Genomic DNA, 20,882 nt, shown 5'->3' on the forward strand with positions numbered 1-20,882 from the left:
TGATGACCACCAGCACACCCCACCCCGACGGCGGACGCCCGCGCGACCCGGCCGCGGCACCCTGACCCATCCGCCAACGCCACCCGGAATGCTCATCGGAGCGCACCGCCGCACAATTCAACACTTGTCAATAAGCTTTCACCCAAAGGTTGTTGGGCTTTCATGCAAGGCCAATTACCTACCCGTAGGTAAGGTCTAGGCTCGAACCATGCGCCGAGCGAAAATCGTTTGCACCCTGGGACCCGCAACCGACACATACGAGCAGATCAAGGCACTCGTCGAAGCGGGAATGGACATTGCCCGCCTCAACCTCAGCCACGGCACCTACGCCGAACACGAAGAGCGATACCACCGCGTACGCAAAGCAGCCGAAGAGACCGGACGCAGCGTAGGAATCCTCGCCGACCTTCAAGGCCCGAAGATCCGCCTCGGACGCTTCGCCGAAGGCCCCGTACTCCTTGAACGCGGCGACGACTTCACCATCACCGTCGAACCCATGGAAGGCGACCGCCACACCTGCGGCACTACCTACGACGGCCTCGCCGCCGACGTCACCGCCGGTGAACGCATCCTCATCGACGACGGCCGCGTCACCCTCGAAGTCACCGGCATCGACGGACCCCGCGTCCACACCACCGTCATCGAAGGCGGCATGGTCTCCGACCACAAGGGACTCAACCTCCCCGGCGTCGCCGTCTCCGTCCCCGCACTCTCCGAAAAGGACATCGACGACCTCCGCTGGGCCCTGCGCACCGGCGCGGACGTCATCGCCCTGTCCTTCGTACGCTCGGGACGCGACATCGACGACGTCCACCGCGTCATGGACGAGGAAGGCCGCCGACTCCCCGTCATCGCCAAGGTCGAGAAGCCCCAGGCCGTCGAGAACATCGACGACATCGTCGCCGCCTTCGACGGCATCATGGTCGCCCGCGGCGACCTGGGCGTCGAGATGCCCCTGGAACAGGTCCCGATCGTCCAGAAGCGCGCCATCAAGCTCGCCAAGCGCAACGCCAAGCCGGTCATCGTCGCCACGCAGATGCTCGACTCGATGATCGACAACTCCCGGCCCACCCGCGCCGAGGCCTCCGACGTCGCCAACGCCGTCATCGACGGCACGGACGCGGTGATGCTGTCCGGCGAGACCAGCGTCGGCAAGTACCCCGTCGAGACGGTCCGCACGATGGCCCGCATCGTCGAGGCGGCCGAGGAGGACATCCTCGCCAAGGGCCTCCCGCCCCTCACCGACCGGAACAAGCCCCGCACCCAGGGCGGCGCGGTCGCCCGCGCGGCAGCCGAGATGGGCGACTTCCTCGGCGCGAAGTTCCTGGTGGCCTTCACCCAGAGCGGCGACACGGTCAAGCGGCTCTCCCGCTACCGCTCCCCGATCCCGCTCCTGGCCTTCACCCCGGACCCGGCCACCCGCGCGCAGCTGAACCTGACGTGGGGCGTGGAGACGTTCCTCGGGCCGCACGTGGACTCGACGGACGCGATGGTGGCGCAGGTGGACGAGGAACTGCTGAGGATCGGCCGCTGCAAGAAGGGAGACGTGGTGGTCATCACGGCGGGCTCACCGCCGGGAGTGGCCGGCTCCACGAATCTGGTGCGGGTGCACCACATCGGTGAGGACGACAGCCCGAAGTGACGGTCGTCAGTACTTCGGCCCGACGTGAGCGTCCATGAGCGCCACGGATGCCCGTCGGGCTACGGAGATGTTTTTCCCGTTGGTGTGCTTCCACTCAACCCCCACATGGTCGAGCGTGCTGGTGAAGAGGCCCAGGATGTCTGCCGACAGGTTGGTGAAGAAGTACCGGGGGTACTCGTACCGTTTCCGCTCACCACGGACGAGGCGGGTGGTCCAGTTGATGATCCGGCAGCCGTCGGAGTGGATGAGGCCGCGGATGAAGTCCCACGGGTGGGCGTCCACGATCTTCTGTTGCCATGCTTCGAGGGCGATCTTGCGGTCGTGCTTCTTTCCGGGGCCGTGCTGAGGGAAGAGGCATGGCCAGTGCTTGCTCCAGCACGTGACGTACTGACAGCCCGGACTCGCTACCCGGCAAACCTTGTTTGACGGCCGCACCTTCAGTACGGCTGCGACGCAGGCGTCGATGAGGCCCGGCCATGCGTCGGCGCATGCGATTCGGAGAGAGTACACACCCCGTCGATTGAAGCTGATGCAGCCGTCTCCGAGGTACAGGCCGAGTAAGTAGCTGTAGGCGACCGGATCTTGGGGTGCCACGGGGGCGTCACTGCATCTGGGGCAAGGGGTGGAGCGGCCGAGAGGGTCTATCCGGACAAGCCATGACCGGATCGCGGCACGGGAAATGCCGGTCTGCTTGCTGACCGAGTTCTGGCTGTAGCCCTGGTCGAGGAGGGCCAGCGCGCGTTTGCGCGTTTCGAGGTCGTACACACTTCCGAGCCTGGTCGGATTGTGGTGCGCAGACGTGGAAACGGTGCTGCAGTCACACGATCACGTGAATGCGTACCATTTCCTTGCAACCTTCGAATCGAAGGAAAAGTGCCCCAGGTGGGATTCGAACCCACACTGTCGGCTGTTTGAGAGCCGCCTCTCTAACCAGTTGGAGTACTGGGGCCTTAGAAAGGAAGGGCCACGAGTGCCCCGCGTAGTGACACCATACCGCAGCTAGGTAGGCTCAAGGAGCTGCATCTGCCCCGTAACGAGGAGCCCCGTGACCACCCCCGAGTCGCCCCAGCCCGTAGACGACGCCGACGACGACAAGTCGCACGTCCCGCCGCTGACGACCCGCGTCGTCATCGCCGAGGACGAGGCGCTCATCCGCCTCGACCTCAAGGAGATGCTGGAGGAGGAGGGCTACGCGGTCGTCGGTGAGGCCGGGGACGGGCAGCAGGCCGTCGAGCTGGCGCGGGAGCACCGGCCGGACCTGGTCATCCTCGATGTGAAGATGCCGGTGCTCGACGGCATCTCCGCGGCCGAGAAGATCGCCGAGGAGTCCATCGCCCCCGTCCTGATGCTCACCGCCTTCTCGCAGCGCGACCTCGTCGAGCGGGCCCGGGACGCCGGGGCGATGGCGTACCTCGTGAAGCCGTTCAGCAAGAGCGACGTGGTGCCCGCCATCGAGATGGCCGTGTCCCGCTTCGCGGAGCTGAAGGCGCTGGAGAACGAGATCGCCGACCTCTCCCAGCGGCTGGAGACCCGGAAGCTGGTGGACCGGGCGAAGAGCATCCTGCAGACGGACTACGGGCTCTCCGAGCCTGCCGCGTTCCGCTGGATCCAGAAGACGTCGATGGACCGCCGTCTGTCGATGCAGCAGCTCGCCGAGGCACTGATCGAGGACGCCGAGGAGAAGAAGAAGGCGGCCGAGTAGCGCCGTACGGACATACGAACGAGGCCCGCCCCCGAACGACCGGGGGCGGGCCTCCTTCGTATGGTGCGGAGGGGTCAGTCCTCGCCGAGGTAGGCCTTGCGGACCGACTCGTCGTGGAGGAGATCCGCGCCGGTGCCGGAGAGGACGACCTTGCCGACCTCCATGACGTGGCCCTGGTCCGCGAGGGAGAGGGCGGCCTGCGCGTTCTGCTCGACGAGCAGGATCGTGGTGCCCGCCGCCTTGAGCTGGACGATGGTCTCCATGATCTTCTGCATCATGATCGGGGAGAGGCCCATGGAGGGCTCGTCGAGCATGAGCAGCTTGGGCTGGGACATGAGTGCGCGGCCCATGGCGAGCATCTGCTGTTCGCCGCCGGAGAGGGTTCCCGCGGCCTGCTTCCGGCGTTCCCCGAGGATGGGGAAGAGGTCGTAGGCGCGCTGGATGTCCTTCTCGATGCCTGCCTTGTCGGTGCGGAGGAAGGCGCCGAGCTGGAGGTTCTCCGCGATGGTGAGGCGGGGGAAGATGTGGCGTCCCTCGGGGGAGTGGGCGAGGCCCAGTGCCACGATCTTGTGGGCGGGGATGCCGGTGAGGGGCTTCCCGTCGAAGAGGATCCGGCCGCCGGAGGGCTTGAGGAGTCCGGAGAGGGTGCGCAGGGTGGTGGTCTTGCCCGCGCCGTTGGTGCCGATGAGGGTGACGACCTGGCCGGCTTCGACGCTGAAGGAGATTCCCTTGACGGCTTCGATCTTGCCGTAGGCGACCCTGAGGTCCTCGACCTCGAGCAGTGCGGTCACTGGCCTTCCCCTTCTGTGCTGGTGGTGCGCTTGGCCTCGTCCGTCTTCGGCGTTGCGGCTTCGGCGGTGTCCGTGGCCCCGGGCTCCGCCGCCGCTTCCGTCTGCTCGGCCTCCGGTGCGGCCTCGGGCGCGGCATCGGCTTCGGGGGCCGGCACCGGCTCGGGTGCGGGGGCTTCCTTCTTGTCGGGGGTGTCCCCTTCGAAGGGTGTGCCGAGGTAGGCGGCGATGACGCGTTCGTCGCTCTGGACGACGGCGGGTGTGCCTTCGACGAGTTTCTCGCCCTGGACGAGGCAGGCGACGCGGTCGCAGAGGTTGAAGATGAAGCGCATGTCGTGCTCGATGACGAGTACGGCGATGCCCATGTCCCGGATGGCGAAGATGAGTTCTTCGGTGACGCGGGTTTCCTGCGGGTTCATGCCGGCGGTGGGCTCGTCCAGGAGGAGGAGGCCGGGGTCGCTGGCGAGGGCGCGCGCGATCTCCAGCTTGCGCTGGTCTCCGTAGGGGAGGTTGCGTGCGAGGTGGTCGGCCTTGTCCTGGAGGCCGATGAACTCGAGGAGTTCCATGGCTCGTGCGTGGGAGGCGGCTTCGGCCCTCTTGAACCCGGGGCCGCGCAGGAGTGCGGACCAGAGGCCTTCCTTGGTCCTGGTGTGGCGTCCGACGAGGACGTTCTCCAGGACGGTCATGTTGGCGAAGAGCCGGATGTTCTGGAAGGTGCGGGCGATGCCTGCCTGGGTGACGAGGTGGGGCTTGGGCGGCAGGACGGTGCCCTTGTAGCGGACCTTGCCCTCGGTGGGGACGTAGAGGCCGGTGAGGCAGTTGAAGAAGGTGGTCTTGCCGGCGCCGTTGGGGCCGATGAGGCCGACGATCTCGCCGGCGTTGACCTTGAGGTCGACGTCGCGTACGGCGGTGAGGCCGCCGAAGCGCATGGTGACGCCGCTCGCGTCCAGGACCGGCGTGGTGGTCTCGGTGGTGGTCGTCATGTCGTTCACGCCCCCGCCTTCACGGTGCCGACGCCGGATGCGGGCAGGGTGCCCTCGGGTGTGTCGAGTTGGCCGGTCTCGTGGTATTCGAGCTGGGCCCGCCGGTTGGCGATGAGGCCTTCGGGGCGGAAGCGCATCAGCAGGATGAGTGCGAGGCCGAAGCCGAGGAGCTGGTAGTCCTGGAGGAACTGCAGCTTCGCGGGGATCATGTACAGGAGCGTGGCGCCGATCAGGGGTCCGCTGATCGTTCCCATGCCGCCGAGGATGACCGCGGCGAGGAGGAAGGCGGAGTTGGGCGGCACGGGGCCGGCGAAGACGTACATCTCCGGGACGACGGTGCTCTGTACGTGGGCCTGGACGGTGCCGGCGAGTCCGGCGAGGGTGGCGCCGAGTGCGAAGGCGATGAGCTTGACGCGGAAGCCGTTGATGCCCATGGCGGTGGCCGCGGTCTCGTCCTCGCGGATGGCGACCCAGGCGCGGCCGATGCGGGAGCTGCCGGCTCGGCTGAAGACGAGGACCACGAGGATCATCGCGAGCAGCATGAGCAGGTAGTAGTTGGCGTATCCGCCGAGTTCGATGCCCAGGACGGTGTGGGATTCGCCGAAGTCGTATCCGAAGAAGACGAGGTCGGGGATGTTGGGTACGCCGTTGGGGCCGTTGGTGACGCGGGGTCCGGATACGCCGTCGAGGTTGCCTACGGTGATGCGGAAGATCTCGCCGAAGCCGAGGGTGACGATGGCGAGGTAGTCGCCGCGGAGTCGGAGTGTGGGTGCTCCGATGATGACGCCGAAGATCAGGGAGACGGCTGCTCCGGTGAGGACGGCTGCCCAGAAGGGGAAGTGGACGTCGAAGGCGGATGCGGTGGTGCCCGAGACGAGTGCGGCGGTGTAGGCGCCGACGCCGAGGAAGGCGACGTATCCGAGGTCGAGGAGTCCGGCGAGGCCGACGACGATGTTCAGCCCGAGTGCGACGGTCGCGAAGATGAGGATGTTGACCGCGATGAGGGTGTACTGGTCGGTGTTCTGGGTGAAGGGGAACGCTGCTGCGGCGACGAATGCGGCGGCCACGGCGATGGAGCGGTATTTGGTGGTGAGTGCGGAGAGCCGGGCCATGATGCCGGCTTTGAAGAGGGCGCCGATGGCGAAGCCGGCGGTGAGCAGGTAGCCGGTGAAGAGTTCGGCGTACTCGGTGTCGATGCCGTAGGTGACGACGAAGAGGCCGACTCCGAAGGCGATGACGATGATGAGGATCTCGGCCCAGGAGGGGAGGTCCTTGGGGCGTGAGGCCTTGCGGGTGTCGTCGGGCAGGAGGAGGGCGACGAGCGGGATGGCGGAGGCCACCGCTGCTACGAAGCCGCCGGGCTCCAGGTTGACGATGCCGCCGAGTTCGACGGTGATGGCGATGACGGTGAACCAGGTGGTACCGAAGGCGCCGAGGGCGAGGAACTGGAGTGCTTTGGTGGTTCCGGTGGGTGCGATCCAGCGGAGGCCGGGGATGTCGAGGGCGGCGAGTGCGTACAGGAGTACGAGGGCGCCTGCGACGAGGGTGAGGACCTGGAGGCCGCCGGGGTAGCCGTAGACGGTGAGGTCGCCGGGGAACTCGTCGGTGTAGGTCCAGGACATGAAGGTGCTGGCGATGGTCGCGATGCCGCCGAGGGCGGTGAGGCGGCGCAGGCCGGTGGTCCGGGAGCTGGTGGCCGGGGTGGCGGCCGCGGTTTTGGTGGTGTCGGTTGTCATGGCTCTCACGCCCGATCCGCGACGCGCTCGCCGAGCAGGCCTTGTGGCCTGACGAGGAGGACGACGATGAGAAGTACGAATGCCCAGACGTTGGCCCAGGCGCCGCCGCCGAGCTGCTGCATGCCGGGGATCTCTTCGATGTAGGCGATGGAGAGGGCTTCGGCGAGGCCGAGGACGACTCCGCCGACCATGGCTCCGTAGATGTTGCCGATGCCGCCGAGGACTGCGGCGGTGAAGGCCTTGAGTCCGAGGAGGAAGCCCATCTCCCAGCCGATCTGGCCCTTGTCGACTCCGTAGGCGACGGCTGCGACGGCTGCGAACGCGGCACCGATGGCGAAGGCCATCACGATGATGCGGTCGGTGTTGATGCCCATGAGCTTGGCCGTGTCGGGGTCCTGTGCGGTGGCCTGCATGGCGCGGCCGCTGCGGCTCTTGGAGACGAACATGCCGAGGGCGAGCATGCACAGGGGGGCGAGGACGAGGATGAAGGCGTCGGCGCGCTGGATGTACAGGTTGTCGAGCAGTTGGAAGGAGCCGCCGTGGAATTCGGGGAAGCTGAGGGGCTTCTTCGCGTCGGGGTAGAAGCCCCAGACGAGCTGCTGGAGGACGATCGAGAGGCCGATCGCGGTGATGAGCGGGGCGAGCCGGGGGGCTCCGCGCAGTGGTCGGTAGGCGAAGCGTTCCGCGGCTGTTGCTACGGCGACGGAGGCGATTGCGCCGCCGACGATCATGAGGGGTATGGCCACCAGGAGGGACGTTCCGCTGGGGAGCGCCAGGTAGGTGGTGAGGGCGCCGAAGCCCCCGATCATGAAGATCTCGCCGTGGGCGAAATTGATGAGCTGGACGATCCCGTACACCATGGTGTACCCGATGGCTATGAGGCCATAGAGCGCGCCGAGTGCGAGACCGTTGGCCAGCTGTTGCGGCAGTTCGTTCACCGCAGTGCCTCCGATGAGCTTGTCGGATATGACACCGCGCGAGGGCGCTGTTTGCGCCCTCGCGCGGTCAGGAGCATGTGCTGTGGGTGTGCTGGGTGATCAGTCTTCGAACGTGGCGCTCTTGACGTCCTTCCAGGCGCCCTTCTGGACCTCGTAGACGGTGAGCTGCTTGTTGGTGGTGTCACCGAACTCGTCGAAGGAGACCTTGCCGGTCACGCCGTCGAAGGAGACCTTGGACATGGCCTCGGTGACCTTGGCGCGGGCGTCCTCGGGGAGCTTGCCGTCGTTGTCGGCGACGACGGCCTTGACGGCCTGGATGATGGCCCATCCGGCGTCGTAGGAGTAGCCGCCGTAGGCCGCGTAGGGGTCCTTGTAGCCGCCGGCCGCGTAGTCGGTGATGAACTGCTTGGCGGTCGGGAGGGCCTCGACGGGGTAGCCGATGGACGTGGCGTAGTCGCCGTCGTTGGCCTCACCGGAGGCGCTGATGAAGGCGGGGTCGTAGATGCCGTCGCCGCCCATGGTGGGGATCTTGGCGCCGGTCTTCTTGATCTGGTCGGAGAGCAGGCCGCCCTCGGGGTACTGGCCGCCGTAGTAGACGGAGTCGGCGCCGGCGCTCTTGACCTTGTCGGCGGTGCTGGAGAAGTCGGTCTCCTTCACCGTGACGTGGTCGGTGCCGACGACCTTGCCGCCGAGGCGCTCGAATTCCGCGGAGAAGATCGCGGCGAGGCCGGCGCCGTAGGTCTGCTTGTCGTCGACGACGTAGACCTTCTTCTTCTTGGCGTCGTTGTACAGGTACTGGGCGGCGAACTTGCCCTGGACGACGTCGGTGGCGCAGGTGCGGAAGTAGGTCTTGAAGGTGCGCTTGGGTTCGCCCGTGGCCCAGTTGTCGCCCTGGCTGAGTGCCGGGTTGGTGTTGGCGGGGGAGACCTGGGCGAGGCCTGCCTTGTCGAAGACGCCCTGCATGGACTGGGCGACGCCCGAGTTCAGGGGGCCGACGGCTCCGAGGACGTCCTTGTTGCCGACGAACTTGGTGGCGTTGGCCTGTCCGGAGGCGGGGACGGCCTGGTCGTCGAGGGCTTCGATCTTGAATTCGATGCCGGGGACTTCGTTGTTCTTGTTGGCGGTCCTGGCCGCGAGGTCCACGGAGTTCTTGATGCCCTGGCCGAGTGCGGAGAGGGAGCCGGTCAGCGGGGCGTCGACACCGATGACGACGGTGGTCTTGCTGTCGCTGCCGCCGTCGCCCTTGCTGTTGTCGTCGCGCGAACCGCAGGCGGTGAGTGTGAGTGCACCGGTGGTGAGCACTGTGGTGAGGATGATCAAAGAACGGTGTCGCACGAAAGGTCCTTTCCCTGGCGCGGCCTCCTCTGCATGAGGTGCCGTGACTACGCCGGGCTGTACTGGTCGATACAGGGCCGTGCAGTAGACACGCCCGGCGGCGCGGTGACTGGCCGTGACTCTATGGGCAGGGGCGGGGTCGGGGATGGGGGTGGAGCAGGATGTGACTGTCTTGTTATGCCCTTGAGCAAGGCTTGAGGTGGCTGTGTGGACATGTACGGCTTTCTGCCGGGCGGGGAAGTGACCGCATGGTGAGAACGTGCAGCTCTGCTAAGGGGCTTGGGTGGATCTTGGTGCTGTCGCACGAATCGGGGCGCAAGGGGCGTGGCGAGGTCGCGCCGGTGGGTCGGCGGGGGTGCGGTGGCCGTTTTCGTGTATTGCACATTTGTTACGCAGTGTTACATCTGGCGATGGGTTCGATTCGCTGCGGCTGCCTGAGTGGCTGCTGACGTGCCTCGTGGAGCATGTGTGCGGGTCAGGAGTGTTGACGGTGCGTGTCCGGCAACATTCCGGAAATGCTTCGGATATGGGTCCGCCCGGTCCGGAATGCGGTGCGCATTCCGGACCGGGCGGCGGGTTCCGGGGGTCTGGTGGTCAGCCGGCGGCGGGCCGTTCCGTGTCGCGCAGGAGGCAGGTGAGGCGGGCGGTACAGACCCGCTTGTCCTGTTCGTCGGTGATGACGATTTCGTACGTGGCGGTGGAGCGGCCACGGTGCACGGGGGTGGCGACGCCCGTCACGAGGCCGCTGCGCGCGCCGCGGTGGTGGGTGCAGTTCAGGTCCACGCCGACGGCGATCTTGCCGGCTCCGCCGTGGAGCATGCTGCCGACGGAGCCGAGGGTCTCGGCGAGGACGGCCGATGCGCCGCCGTGGAGCAGGCCGTAGGGCTGGGTGTTGCCCTCGACGGGCATGGTGCCCACGACGCGCTCGGCGGACGCCTCGACGATCGTGACGCCCATGCGCTCGCCGAGGTGCCCGGCGGAGAAGAGGGCGGGGAGGTCGACGCCGAGTGCGGCGTACTCGTCGATGATCTCCTGGGGGAACGTGGGTGCGGTGTGCTCGCCCATGGGGTCCGGCTCCGATCGTCTGCGGTCGTTCGCTGGTGTGTGCCCTGTTCTTATCAGACGGCTGAGCGAACGCTTAGGGGCCGGTGTCCGCGGCCGGGACACCCACCGGTCCCGGCGGCCCTCAGGTGTTCGCGGCCTGCTCGAAGCGGACGACGACCGACTTGCTGGCCGGGGTGTTGCTGGTGTCCGCGGTCGCGTCGAGCGGGACGAGCACGTTGGTCTCGGGGTAGTACGCGGCGGCGCAGCCCCGTGCGGTCGGGTAGTGCACGACGCGGAAGCCCGGTGCCCGGCGCTCGACGCCGTCCTTCCACTCGCTCACGAGGTCGGTGTACGAGCCGTCGGCCAGTCCGAGCGTGCGGGCGTCGTCGGGGTTGACCATGACGATGCGGCGTCCGCCCTTGATGCCGCGGTAGCGGTCGTCGAGGCCGTAGATCGTGGTGTTGTACTGGTCGTGGGAGCGCAGGGTCTGCAACAGCAGTCTGCCTTCGGGGAGTTCGGGGTACTCGACGGGTGCGGCGGTGAAGTTGGCCTTGCCGGTGGCGGTGGGGAAGCGGCGTTCGTCGCGCGGGGCGTGGGGCAGGGAGAAGCCGCCCGGTCGTGCGACGCGGGCGTTGAAGTCCTCGAAGCCGGGCACGACGCGTGAGATGCGGTCGCGGATCGTCCCGTAGTCCTTCTCGAAGTCCTCCCAGGGCGTGGTGGACCGGGGGCCGAGGACGGCGCGGGCCAGGCGGGCGACGATGGCGGGCTCGGAGAGCAGGTGGGGGCTCGCGGGGGTGAGGTTGCCGCGCGAGGAGTGGACGAGGCCCATGGAGTCCTCGACGGTGACGAACTGCCTCTTCCCCGCCTGGACGTCCTTGTCGGTGCGTCCGAGGGTGGGCAGGATGAGGGCGCGGGTGCCGGTGACGGCGTGGGAACGGTTGAGCTTGGTGGACACGTGGACGGTGAGCCGGGCGCGGCGCATCGCTGTCTCGGTGACGGTGGTGTCGGGTGTCGCGGCGACGAAGTTGCCGCCCATGGCGAAGAAGACCTTGGCCTCGCCGTCGCGCAGTGCCTGGATGGACCGGACGACGTCGTAGCCGTGGTGGCGCGGTGAGGTGATGCCGAATTCCCGGTCCAGGGCGTCGAGGAAGGCGGCCGAGGGCCGTTCGAAGATGCCCATGGTGCGGTCGCCCTGGACGTTGGAGTGGCCGCGTACGGGGCACACCCCGGCGCCGGGCCGGCCGATGTTGCCGCGTAGCAGGAGGAAGTTGACCACTTCGCGGATGGTCGGTACGGAGTGTTTGTGCTGGGTGAGGCCCATGGCCCAGCAGACGACGGTGCGCTTCGAGGCGAGGACCATGGCGAGGGCCTGCTCGATGGCCTCGCGTTCCAGGCCGGTGGCGGCGAGGGTCCCGGCCCAGTCGGCGGTGCGGGCGGCTGCGGCGAACTCCTCGTAGCCGTGGGTGTGTTCGGCGACGAAAGCGGTGTCGACGGCTCCTTCGGTCCGAAGGATCATCTTGTTGAGGAGGCGGAAGAGGGCCTGGTCGCCGCCGATGCGGATCTGCAGGAAGAGGTCGTTGAGGGCCGCGCCCTTGAGCATGCCGCGGGCGGTCTGGGGGTTCTTGAACCGTTCCATGCCGGCCTCGGGCAGCGGGTTCACCGAGATGATCTTCGCTCCGGAGGCCTTGGCCTGCTCCAGGGCGGCGAGCATCCGGGGGTGGTTGGTGCCCGGGTTCTGTCCGGCGACGATGATCAGGTCGGCCTGGTGGAGATCGTCCAGGCTGACGCTGCCCTTGCCGATGCCGATGGTCTCGGTGAGCGCCGATCCCGATGACTCGTGGCACATGTTGGAGCAGTCCGGAAGGTTGTTGGTGCCGAACTCCCGGGCGAAGAGCTGGAGCAGGAACGCCGCCTCGTTGCTGGTGCGGCCCGAGGTGTAGAACAGGGCCTCGTCGGGGGAGGCGAGCGCCGTGAGCTCCTCGGCGAGGATCTCGAAGGCGCGCTCCCAGGTCACGGCTTCGTACCGGTCGGCGCCCTCGGGCAGATACACAGGTTGCGTGATGCGGCCCTGCTGGCCGAGCCAGTAGCCGCTGCGGCCGGCCAGGTCGGCGACGGGGTGCGCGGCGAAGAAGTCGGGGGTGACACGGCGCAGGGTCGCCTCCTCGGCGACGGCCTTGACACCGTTCTCGCAGAATTCGGCGGTGTGCCGCTTGTCGCCTTCGGGCCAGGCGCAGCCGGGACAGTCGAACCCGTCCTTCTGGTTGACCTTGAGGAGGGTCCGCGCGGTGCGCCGTAGCCCCATCTGCTGCTGGGCGACGATCAGGCTGTGGGCGACGGCGGGCAGCCCCGCGGCCGCGTGCTGGACCGCTTCGACCTGCGGGGCGTCCTGGACCGGGTCACCGGTCGGGGGCTTGGTGGCCATGGTTGCTCCCCTTCGAGCGCTTCTTCCTCTTTCGATCGTGTCATGCGTCCGCGCGGTGGTGCCCGGTGGGAAGGCGGGGATCCGGGAGGGCCGGGCGGGAGCTGTGCCAGTGGGCTCGAGCGGTGCGCGAGTGGGGGACGAGCGGCGGCCGGTCCGGATTGTCAGTGGTCCGTGGCAGGATCGGGGGCGTGGCTGAGACGGCATCGAAGAAGACGGCAGACAACCGACCGCGCCTGCTCCTGATGGACGGGCACTCCCTGGCGTACCGGGCGTTCTTTGCGCTCCCCGCGGAGAATTTCACGACCGGCACGGGGCAGCCGACGAACGCCGTGTACGGCTTCGCGTCGATGCTGGCGAACACGCTGCGCGACGAGGCGCCCACGCACTTCGCGGTGGCCTTCGACGTGTCCCGCAAGACATGGCGTTCGCAGGAGTTCCCGGCGTACAAGGCGAATCGTTCCAAGACCCCCGACGAGTTCAAGGGGCAGGTGGAGCTGATCGGTGAGCTGCTCGACGCGATGCGCGCCGACCGGTTCGCCGTCGACGGCTTCGAGGCGGACGACGTCATCGCGACGCTGGCCACGCAGGCCGAGGCCGCGGGTTTCGAGGTGCTGATCGTCACGGGTGACCGGGACTCCTTCCAGCTGATCACGGAAAACGTGACGGTGCTGTACCCGACGAAGGGTGTCTCCGAGCTGACGCGCTTCACCCCGGCGAAGGTCGAGGAGAAGTACGGGCTCACCCCGCGGCAGTATCCGGACTTCGCGGCGCTGCGTGGCGACCCGTCGGACAATCTTCCGGGCATCCCGGGTGTCGGTGAGAAGACCGCCGCGAAGTGGATCAACCAGTTCGGTTCGTTCGACGACCTCGTGGCGCGTGCCGAGGAGGTCAAGGGCAAGGCGGGGCAGAATTTCCGTGACCATCTGGACGCGGTCCGGATGAACCGCCGGCTGACCGAGATGGTCCGGGACGTGGAGCTGCCGAAGGCCCCGCAGGAGCTGGAGCGCGCTCCGTACGACCGTACGGCGGTCACGGGTGTGCTGGACGTCCTGGAGATCCGTAACCCGAGCCTGCGGGAGCGGCTGATGGCCGTCGACCCCGGTGCGGCCGGGCAGGAGGAGGCCGCTCCCGAGCCCGCGTCCGGTGTGGAGCTGGACGGTTCGGTGCTGGGTTCGGGCGAGGTGGCGCCCTGGCTGGAGGCCCACGGCGGGCAGCCGCTCGGTGTCGTCACGGTCGACACCTGGGCGCTGGGGGCGGGCAGCGTGACCGAGGTGGCGCTGGCCGCCGCGGACGGGGCCGCCGCCTGGTTCGATCCCTCGCGGCTCGACGAGGCCGACGAGCGGGCGTTCGCCGCGTGGGTCGCCGACCCGGAGCGCCCCAAGGTCATGCACAACGCGAAGAGCGCCATGCGGGTCTTCCCCGAGCAGGGCTGGCGGATCGAGGGTGTCACGATGGACACCGCGCTGGCCGCCTACCTGGTCAAGCCCGGTCGCCGTTCGTTCGCCCTGGACGCGCTGTCCGTGGAGTACCTGGGGCGTGAGCTGGCCCCCGCCGCCGCGTCCGACGGTCAGCTGGCCTTCGGCGCCGACGACAGGGCGGAGGCCGACGCGCTGATGTCGCAGGCCCGTGCCGTCCTGGATCTGGGCGACGCGTTCACGGTGCGTCTGCGGGAGGTCGGTGCGGCGGATCTGCTGCATGACATGGAGCTGCCCACGTCGATCCTGCTGGCCCGTCTGGAGCGGCACGGCATCGCGGCCGACCGGGAACACCTGGAAGGCATGGAGCAGCAGTTCGCGGGTGCGGTGCAGCAGGCGGTGAAGGAGGCGCACGCCGCGGTGGGGCGTGAGTTCAACCTCGGGTCGCCCAAGCAGCTCCAGGAAGTCCTCTTCGGTGAGCTGGCGCTGCCCAGGACGAAGAAGACGAAGACGGGTTACACGACGGACGCCGACGCGCTGGCCTGGCTGGCCGCGCAGACCGAGCACGAGTTGCCGGTCATCATGCTGCGCCACCGTGAGCAGGCGAAGCTGCGGGTCACGGTCGAAGGCCTGGTCAAGACGATCGGTGCTGACGGCCGTATCCACACCACGTTCAACCAGACGGTCGCGGCGACCGGTCGGCTCTCGTCCACGGATCCGAATCTGCAGAACATCCCGGTCCGTACGGACGAGGGGCGGGCGATCCGCCGGGGCTTCGTCGTCGGTGAGGGCTTCGAGACGCTGATGACGGCGGACTACAGCCAGATCGAGCTGCGTGTGATGGCGCACCTCTCCGAGGACGCCGGCCTGATCGAGGCGTTCACCTCTGGGGAGGACCTGCACACGACGGTCGCCTCGCAGGTGTTCGGCGTCGAGAAGTCGGCCGTCGACGCCGAGATGCGCCGCAAGATCAAGGCGATGTCGTACGGGCTGGCGTACGGGCTCTCCGCGTTCGGGCTCTCCCAGCAGCTGAACATCGAGCCCGGCGAGGCGCGCGGGCTGATGGACACCTACTTCGAGCGGTTCGGCGGTGTCCGCGACTATCTCCACCGTGTCGTGGAGGAGGCCAGGTCCACCGGGTACACGGAGACGGTCTTCGGCCGCCGCCGGTATCTGCCCGACCTGACCAGTGACAACCGTCAGCGGCGCGAGATGGCCGAGCGGATGGCGCTCAACGCCCCGATCCAGGGGACCGCGGCCGACATCGTGAAGGTCGCGATGCTCAAGGTGGACAAGGCGCTCACCGAGGCGGAGCTGACCTCGCGGATGCTGCTCCAGGTCCATGACGAAATCGTCTTGGAGATCGCGGGGGGCGAGCGCGAGCGGGTCGAGGAGATCCTCCGCAGGGAGATGTCCACGGCGGTCGAGCTCCGTGCTCCGCTGGACGTCTCGGTCGGGGTCGGCGGGGACTGGGAGTCGGCCGCCCACTGACGGCTCCGCCACTCGCCGTCGAGGGCGTCCTCCTCACACGAGGAGGGCGCCCTCGTCATGTACGGAGGGCGTCCTCGTCGGCCGGGCGGACGGGTGCGGTCCGTGTGCCGGGACCGTCAGGCGGGCGGGGAGCGGTCCGGGCCCGCAGCCGCATCCACGCCCCGTACAGCACGAGCCCGACGGCGAGTCCCGCGCCGGCGCCGAAGCAGGCGGTGGGGATGATGTCGAGCGGTGTGTCGATGTGCCCGAAGTAGGCCCACCAGCGGGCGCACCGGTGGGCGACGCCGAGCAGGACGCAGACGGCGAGCAGCGTGACCGCCCAGCGGCGCTCCGCCCGGCCGAGCACCGGCACGGACTCCGGCACCGGAAGGGGCGCGGTCCGCCGCAGCCCGGAGTACGTGAACCAGGCCAGGACCGTCAGCGCCACGGCCGAACTGCCGTACTGGACCAGCTGGAACACCGGGAAGCCGCCGACGCTGCGGCTGAGCACCGGCACCAGTTCGGTGCCCCACCGGCTGTGATGGGTGAAGGCGTCCCACACGACATGGGTGCCCGACCCGATGACCGCGGACAGTGCGAACCACGCCGCCGCGGGGAGGACCGGAGCCCCGGGTTCCCGCCGCCGGCCCCGTACGAAGGTGTGCACGCGGCCCTGCCACGACGCCGGCAGCAGGGCGACCAGCGGGTCGCGCAGCAGCAGCCACAACGCCACGACCGCACCGGTGATGAGCACGTCCACGGTGAACACGCCCCCCACGGAGTGCGTCACCTCGCCGAACTCCATCGCTCCCGGGATCGCCGTGTCCGCGTAGTACGTGATGTCGGGGGCGAACGAACCCGCGACGAGGGCGGAGGCGACCAGTGGGCCCCGGCCCGTCCCGGACCGGCGGATCCCGGGGAGCACGGCCGCGGCGTGGCTGAGGGTGAAGGGCATGGCGGCAAGTATGCGTGAGCCCCCGTCACGGCCTGTCCGGGCTGTCGTGCAAATTGCCGACGGGAAGGTGAAAAGTCGGTAAGAACCGGTCATGGACCGGTGTTCGGGCGGCGCCCGTTGCCGTAGGGTCGCCTGAGTCCTCGCGCTGGGGAGCGCGAACAGCCGTCGACGGGGAGGGACCAGAACGTATGGCAGCGCAATTCGGCCGCCGGCTGCGCAGGGGGGCCACCACCACCGCTGTGGCCGCCGCCGCGGTGGCCGCCCTCGCCGCGTCGCAGGCCCCTGCGGCGCCACTGGCCGCGAGCACGGCGGGCGGTGACCCGGCGGCAACCGGTGCGACCCCGTCCGGTGACAGCGCGGCCACCGGCAACTCGCCGTACTACACGGACCTGCCGCCGCTCACCACGCCCAACAAGCCCGGCGCGTCCGTGAATCTGCCGGTGACCGGCAGTGCGGAAGCGGGCATACCGGCCACGATCCTGGCGGCGTACAAGAAGGCCGAGCAGGACCTCGCGAGCACCGACGCCGCCTGCCGGCTGCCGTGGCAGCTCCTCGCCGCGATCGGCAAGGTCGAGTCCGGCCAGGCGCGCGGCGGGAAGGTCGACGACAACGGGACCACGTTCTCCCCGATCCTCGGCCCGGCCCTCAACGGGCAGGGCTTCGCCCTGATCAAGGACAGTGACGGCGGGGCGTACGACGGGGACTCGACCCACGACCGTGCGGTCGGCCCGATGCAGTTCATCCCGCAGACCTGGGCGACGTGGGGCCGGGACGGGAACGGGGACGGCCGCAAGGACCCCAACAACATCTACGACGCGGCGCTGTCCGCCGGGCGCTACCTCTGCGCGGGTACCCGCGACCTGGCTGTGGCGGCGGACCTCGACCAGGCGGTGCTGAGCTACAACCACTCGCGGGAGTACCTGCGTACGGTGCGCTCCTGGTTCGACTACTACAAGCGCGGCACGCACGAAATCCCGGACGGCACCGGTGTCCTCCCGGTCGGCACGGGCAGCGGATCGTCCACGCCGTCGCCGTCCCCCACCCCGCCGGCCACCCCCGGCGGCGGCTCGACGCCCAGCCCGGACCCCACCCCGCCGAAGCCGAAGCCGCCCACGACACCTCCCACGAAGCCGCCCACGACCCCGCCGACCACGCCACCGACGACCCCGCCGGCCCCGGCCGACAGGTTCGGCAGCATCGAGAAGACGGGCACCGGCACCCTCACCGCCACGGCGGGCGAGGCGTTCACCGAGCGCGTCAAGGTGCGGGCGAGGAACACCCTCGGCGCCCCGCTCGCCAAGACCCCCGTCACCTTCGCGATCACCGGCGACACCGACACCCGGTTCGCCGGCGGGAAGACCACGGTCACGCTGTCCACCGGAGCCGACGGCACCGTCACGGCGCCCGTGCTGACGGCGGGCGAGAAGACCGGTGAGTTCGTCGTGACGGCGGTCGCCGGCACCACCGCGCCCCGTGTCCTCACCTACATGGCGAACGTCACCGCCCGGCAGGCGGACGCTCTCACCCGCACCGACGGCAAGGCACTCAGCGCCGTCGCCGGTACCGGGTTCGCCGACGCGGTCGAGGTCAGGGCGACGTACAAGGGGGCGGGCCTCGCGGGCACCGCCCTCACCGCCACGATGGTCACCGACGGGAAGGCGCCCGCCGAGAACGGCAAGGGCCCGTACTTCAAGAACGCCGCCGGTGACCCCGTCCGCACGCTGACGGGCCTGAAGACCGGCGCCGACGGAGTCCTGAAGCTCCCGGAGATCTTCGCCGACGACACCGCGGGCACCTACACGCTGCGGCTCACCACGGCGAGCGGTGTCACGCTCACCGTCGAGCTCACGGTCGAGGCGGCCCCCGCCGCCTGACCCGCGCCCGTACCACCGCGGAGCAGCCCCCGGCCACCGGCCGGGGGCTGCTCCCGTCCCGCTCCGGACAGGACGTCAGTCCCGGCGCAGCCGCGCCGACGTGTAGCGGGTCGCCTCCACCGTCGTCGGGTCCTCCGGCCACGGATGCTTCGGGTAGCGGCCACGCAGCTCGGCCCGCACCGCCCGGTAGCCCTCCCGCCAGAACGACGCCAGATCCGCCGTCACGGCCGCGGGCCGCCCGGCGGGGGAGAGCAGGTGCACCAGGACGGGCACCCCGGCCACCCTGGGTGTCTCCCGCAGCCCGAACAGCTCCTGGAGCTTCACCGCGAGTACGGGCTGCTCGCCCCCGTACTCCACCCGGATCCTCGACCCGCTCGGCACCGCGATCCGCTCCGGGGCCAGCTCGTCGAGCCGGGCCGCGTCGCCCGTCGCCCAGGGCAGCAGCCGGCGTACCGCCTGCCCTGCGTCGATCCGCGCCAGGTCCGAGCGCCGCCGCGCCCGCGACAGCTCGGGCTCCAGCCACTCCCCGGCGCGCGCGAGCAAGGCGCCGTCCGACACGTCGGGCCACGGCGCCCCCAGCACCCGGTGCAGGAAGGCGAGCCGCAGCCGCAGCTGCTCGCTGTCCCCGGTCCACCGCAGCAGCCCCGGTCCCTCCCGCCGCAGACCCTCCAGCAGCGCCCCGCGCACCAGGTCGGGAGCAGGCCGCTTCAGCGCCCGCACCGACAGCTCGACGGCTCCGAGCCGCTCCACGGAACGGGCCACCACATCGCCGTCCACCCAGCGGACCTCCTCGCCCGAGAACCGCAGGTGCCCGGCGGCCAGCCGCGCCGTGTCCTCGTCGACGACCGCCGCCAGCCGCACCCGGGCGGACGCCGCGTGGGCAGGCCGGTCGGCGACCGCGACGGCCAGCCACGGCGCGCTACGCAGCCCCGAACCCTCCCGGAGCTCGGCCCCCGTGCCCGACACCATCAGGAACGCGCCCTCGCCGCGGGCCCGCGCCACCCGCTCCGGGAACGCCAGCGCCGCCACCAGCCCGGCCGCCGCGTCGTCCGACGAACCCCCGCCACCGGCCTTGTCGAGCGAGGACGACAGCCGCCTCACCTCCTGCCGCCAGCGCGCCGCGTAACCGTCCCCGCCCCGGCGGGCCGTCCGCAGGGCCGCGGCCAGATCATCGCCGTACTCCCGCGGCGGCTCCTCGCTGAGCAGCGCCACCACCTCCGCGGCCCGCCGTCCGCCCACCTCGTCCGCACCGTCCAGCAGTGCCCGCGCCAGCCTGGGGTGCAGGCCGAGCCGGGACATCCGTACGCCCCGGTCGGTCACCCGCCCCGCCGCGTCCACCGCGCCCACCGCCGTCAGCACCTCCCGCGCCGCGCCCATGGCCCCGGCGGGCGGCGGATCGAGCAGCGCGAGACCGGTGGCGTCCGGAGCGCCCCAGCACGCCGCCTGCAGCGCGAACGCGGTCAGGTCGGCCACCTTGATCTCCGGCGACGGGAACCGGGCGAGCCGCCCGTCCTCCGCCTGCTCCCAGCAGCGGTACACCGCACCCGGTGCCTCGCGCCCCGCCCGGCCCGCCCGCTGGCGGCCGGCCGCCTGGGACGCCCGTACGGTCGTGAGCGCGCTCAGGCCCCGCGCGTGGTCGGTACGCGGCTCCCTGGCCAGCCCGCAGTCCACGACCACCCGCACGCCCGGCACCGTGAGGGAGGACTCCGCCACGGACGTCGACAGCACCACCCGGCGCCGCTCGGACGACCCCGCCAGCACCGCGTCCTGCACGGCCGCGGGCGCCCGCCCGTGCACCTGGAGCACCTCCGCGTCCACCCCCGCGAGCTGCCCGGCCACCCGGCCGATCTCCCCGACCCCGGGCAGGAAACACAGCACGTCGCCGTCCCGCTCGGCCAGCGCCCGGCGCACCACGGCCGCCACGTGCGTCAGCAGCGCGGGATCGACGCGCATCCCGTGCGGCGGGCGCACCGGACCGGACGGCGGCGCCCACACCACCTCGACGGGATGGGACACCCCCTGCGCCTCGACCACCGGGGCATCGCCCAGCAGCCGGGCCCAGCCCTCCGCGTCCGTCGTCGCCGACGCCGCGACCAGCCGCAGATCGGGTCTGATCGCCTCCCGTACGTCGAGGAGGAAGGCGGCGACCGTGTCCGCGTCCAGATGCCGCTCGTGGCACTCGTCGATGATCACCACGTCGACGCCGGCCAGTTCCTGGTCGCGCTGCAGCCGCTGGAGCAGCACCCCGGTGGTCACGACCTCCACCACCGTGCCGCGCCCCACCACGCGCTCCCCGCGCACCGTGAAGCCGACCCGCTCGCCGGTCCGCTCCCCGAGCAGCCACGCCATCCGGCGCGCCGCCGCCCGGGCCGCGATCCGCCGGGGCTCGGCGACGAGCACCCGGCGCACCGGGCCGCCACCGGTCAGCCCGGCGAGCACCAGGGGGACGAGCGTCGTCTTGCCGGTCCCGGGGGGCGCGCAGAGCACCGCGACCCCCCGGTCGTCGAGCGCCCGCTCCAGGGCGGGCAGGGCGGTGCGTACGGGCAGCTGGTCCAGGGCGTCGGTGCGGATCACGCCC

Annotated in this window: 14 protein-coding genes and 1 tRNA gene; 4 read left to right on the forward strand and 11 right to left on the reverse strand. The window is 70.0% G+C overall.

What is annotated here, in order from left to right; genetic code table 11:
• Positions 1 to 208: 208 nt before the first annotated feature.
• Positions 209 to 1,642, forward strand: a complete 1,434-nt coding sequence (gene pyk / locus ACFWVP_RS29965; protein ID WP_384501108.1) for a pyruvate kinase — start codon at positions 209 to 211, stop codon at positions 1,640 to 1,642.
• Between the two features lie 6 nt (positions 1,643 to 1,648).
• On the opposite strand, the gene ACFWVP_RS29970 is transcribed toward pyk, so the two are convergent.
• Both ACFWVP_RS29970 and ACFWVP_RS29975 read right to left on the reverse strand, forming a co-directional pair.
• The gene (locus ACFWVP_RS29970) at positions 1,649 to 2,407 is read right to left on the reverse strand and encodes a transcriptional regulator (RefSeq protein WP_384501109.1); all 759 of its coding nucleotides are present in this window, start codon (positions 2,405 to 2,407) and stop codon (positions 1,649 to 1,651) included.
• Between the two features lie 109 nt (positions 2,408 to 2,516).
• Positions 2,517 to 2,591, reverse strand: a tRNA-Leu gene (locus tag ACFWVP_RS29975).
• A gap of 96 nt (positions 2,592 to 2,687) precedes the next feature.
• Between ACFWVP_RS29975 and ACFWVP_RS29980 the strand changes: the two genes are divergently transcribed.
• Positions 2,688 to 3,344, forward strand: a complete 657-nt coding sequence (locus tag ACFWVP_RS29980; RefSeq protein ID WP_384501110.1) for an ANTAR domain-containing response regulator — start codon at positions 2,688 to 2,690, stop codon at positions 3,342 to 3,344.
• Between the two features lie 74 nt (positions 3,345 to 3,418).
• Here ACFWVP_RS29980 and ACFWVP_RS29985 read toward each other — a convergent pair whose 3' ends face one another.
• The 7 genes from ACFWVP_RS29985 to ACFWVP_RS30015 form a co-directional block, all read right to left on the reverse strand.
• Positions 3,419 to 4,135, reverse strand: a complete 717-nt coding sequence (locus ACFWVP_RS29985; protein ID WP_384501111.1) for an ABC transporter ATP-binding protein — start codon at positions 4,133 to 4,135, stop codon at positions 3,419 to 3,421.
• Complete coding sequence (locus tag ACFWVP_RS29990) at positions 4,132 to 5,115, reverse strand: ABC transporter ATP-binding protein (RefSeq protein ID WP_384501151.1); 984 nt, start codon at positions 5,113 to 5,115, stop codon at positions 4,132 to 4,134. The genes ACFWVP_RS29985 and ACFWVP_RS29990 overlap by 4 nt, the downstream gene beginning before the upstream one ends.
• 5 nt (positions 5,116 to 5,120) lie before the next feature.
• Positions 5,121 to 6,851, reverse strand: coding sequence for a branched-chain amino acid ABC transporter permease (locus ACFWVP_RS29995; RefSeq protein ID WP_384501152.1), 1,731 nt, complete (start codon positions 6,849 to 6,851; stop codon positions 5,121 to 5,123).
• A 5-nt stretch (positions 6,852 to 6,856) separates the two neighbouring features.
• The gene (locus ACFWVP_RS30000; protein ID WP_384501112.1) at positions 6,857 to 7,789 is read right to left on the reverse strand and encodes a branched-chain amino acid ABC transporter permease; all 933 of its coding nucleotides are present in this window, start codon (positions 7,787 to 7,789) and stop codon (positions 6,857 to 6,859) included.
• A gap of 99 nt (positions 7,790 to 7,888) precedes the next feature.
• Positions 7,889 to 9,124, reverse strand: coding sequence for an ABC transporter substrate-binding protein (locus ACFWVP_RS30005; protein WP_384501113.1), 1,236 nt, complete (start codon positions 9,122 to 9,124; stop codon positions 7,889 to 7,891).
• A 594-nt stretch (positions 9,125 to 9,718) separates the two neighbouring features.
• Entirely contained in the window at positions 9,719 to 10,189 is a 471-nt protein-coding gene (locus ACFWVP_RS30010) for a PaaI family thioesterase (protein WP_384501114.1), read from the reverse strand.
• Positions 10,190 to 10,310: 121 nt separating this feature from the next.
• Entirely contained in the window at positions 10,311 to 12,590 is a 2,280-nt protein-coding gene (locus tag ACFWVP_RS30015; RefSeq protein ID WP_384501115.1) for an FdhF/YdeP family oxidoreductase, read from the reverse strand.
• Positions 12,591 to 12,778: 188 nt separating this feature from the next.
• Between ACFWVP_RS30015 and polA the strand changes: the two genes are divergently transcribed.
• A complete protein-coding gene (gene polA / locus ACFWVP_RS30020) occupies positions 12,779 to 15,496 on the forward strand; it encodes a DNA polymerase I (RefSeq protein ID WP_384501116.1) in 2,718 nt (905 codons plus the stop codon).
• 55 nt (positions 15,497 to 15,551) lie between these two features.
• Here the strand turns inward: polA and ACFWVP_RS30025 are convergent, their stop codons facing one another.
• Positions 15,552 to 16,430, reverse strand: coding sequence for a DUF4184 family protein (locus ACFWVP_RS30025; RefSeq protein WP_384501117.1), 879 nt, complete (start codon positions 16,428 to 16,430; stop codon positions 15,552 to 15,554).
• 188 nt (positions 16,431 to 16,618) lie between these two features.
• Here ACFWVP_RS30025 and ACFWVP_RS30030 point away from each other — a divergent pair, with 188 nt between their 5' ends.
• The gene (locus tag ACFWVP_RS30030; protein WP_384501118.1) at positions 16,619 to 18,304 is read left to right on the forward strand and encodes a lytic transglycosylase domain-containing protein; all 1,686 of its coding nucleotides are present in this window, start codon (positions 16,619 to 16,621) and stop codon (positions 18,302 to 18,304) included.
• 75 nt (positions 18,305 to 18,379) lie between these two features.
• On the opposite strand, the gene hrpB is transcribed toward ACFWVP_RS30030, so the two are convergent.
• Positions 18,380 to 20,878: an ATP-dependent helicase HrpB gene (gene hrpB, locus ACFWVP_RS30035; protein ID WP_384501119.1), complete on the reverse strand. Its 2,499-nt coding sequence runs from the start codon at positions 20,876 to 20,878 to the stop codon at positions 18,380 to 18,382.
• Positions 20,879 to 20,882 lie beyond the last annotated feature (4 nt).

The organism is Streptomyces sp. NPDC058637 (assembly GCF_042717325.1).
GTDB lineage: Bacteria > Actinomycetota > Actinomycetes > Streptomycetales > Streptomycetaceae > Streptomyces.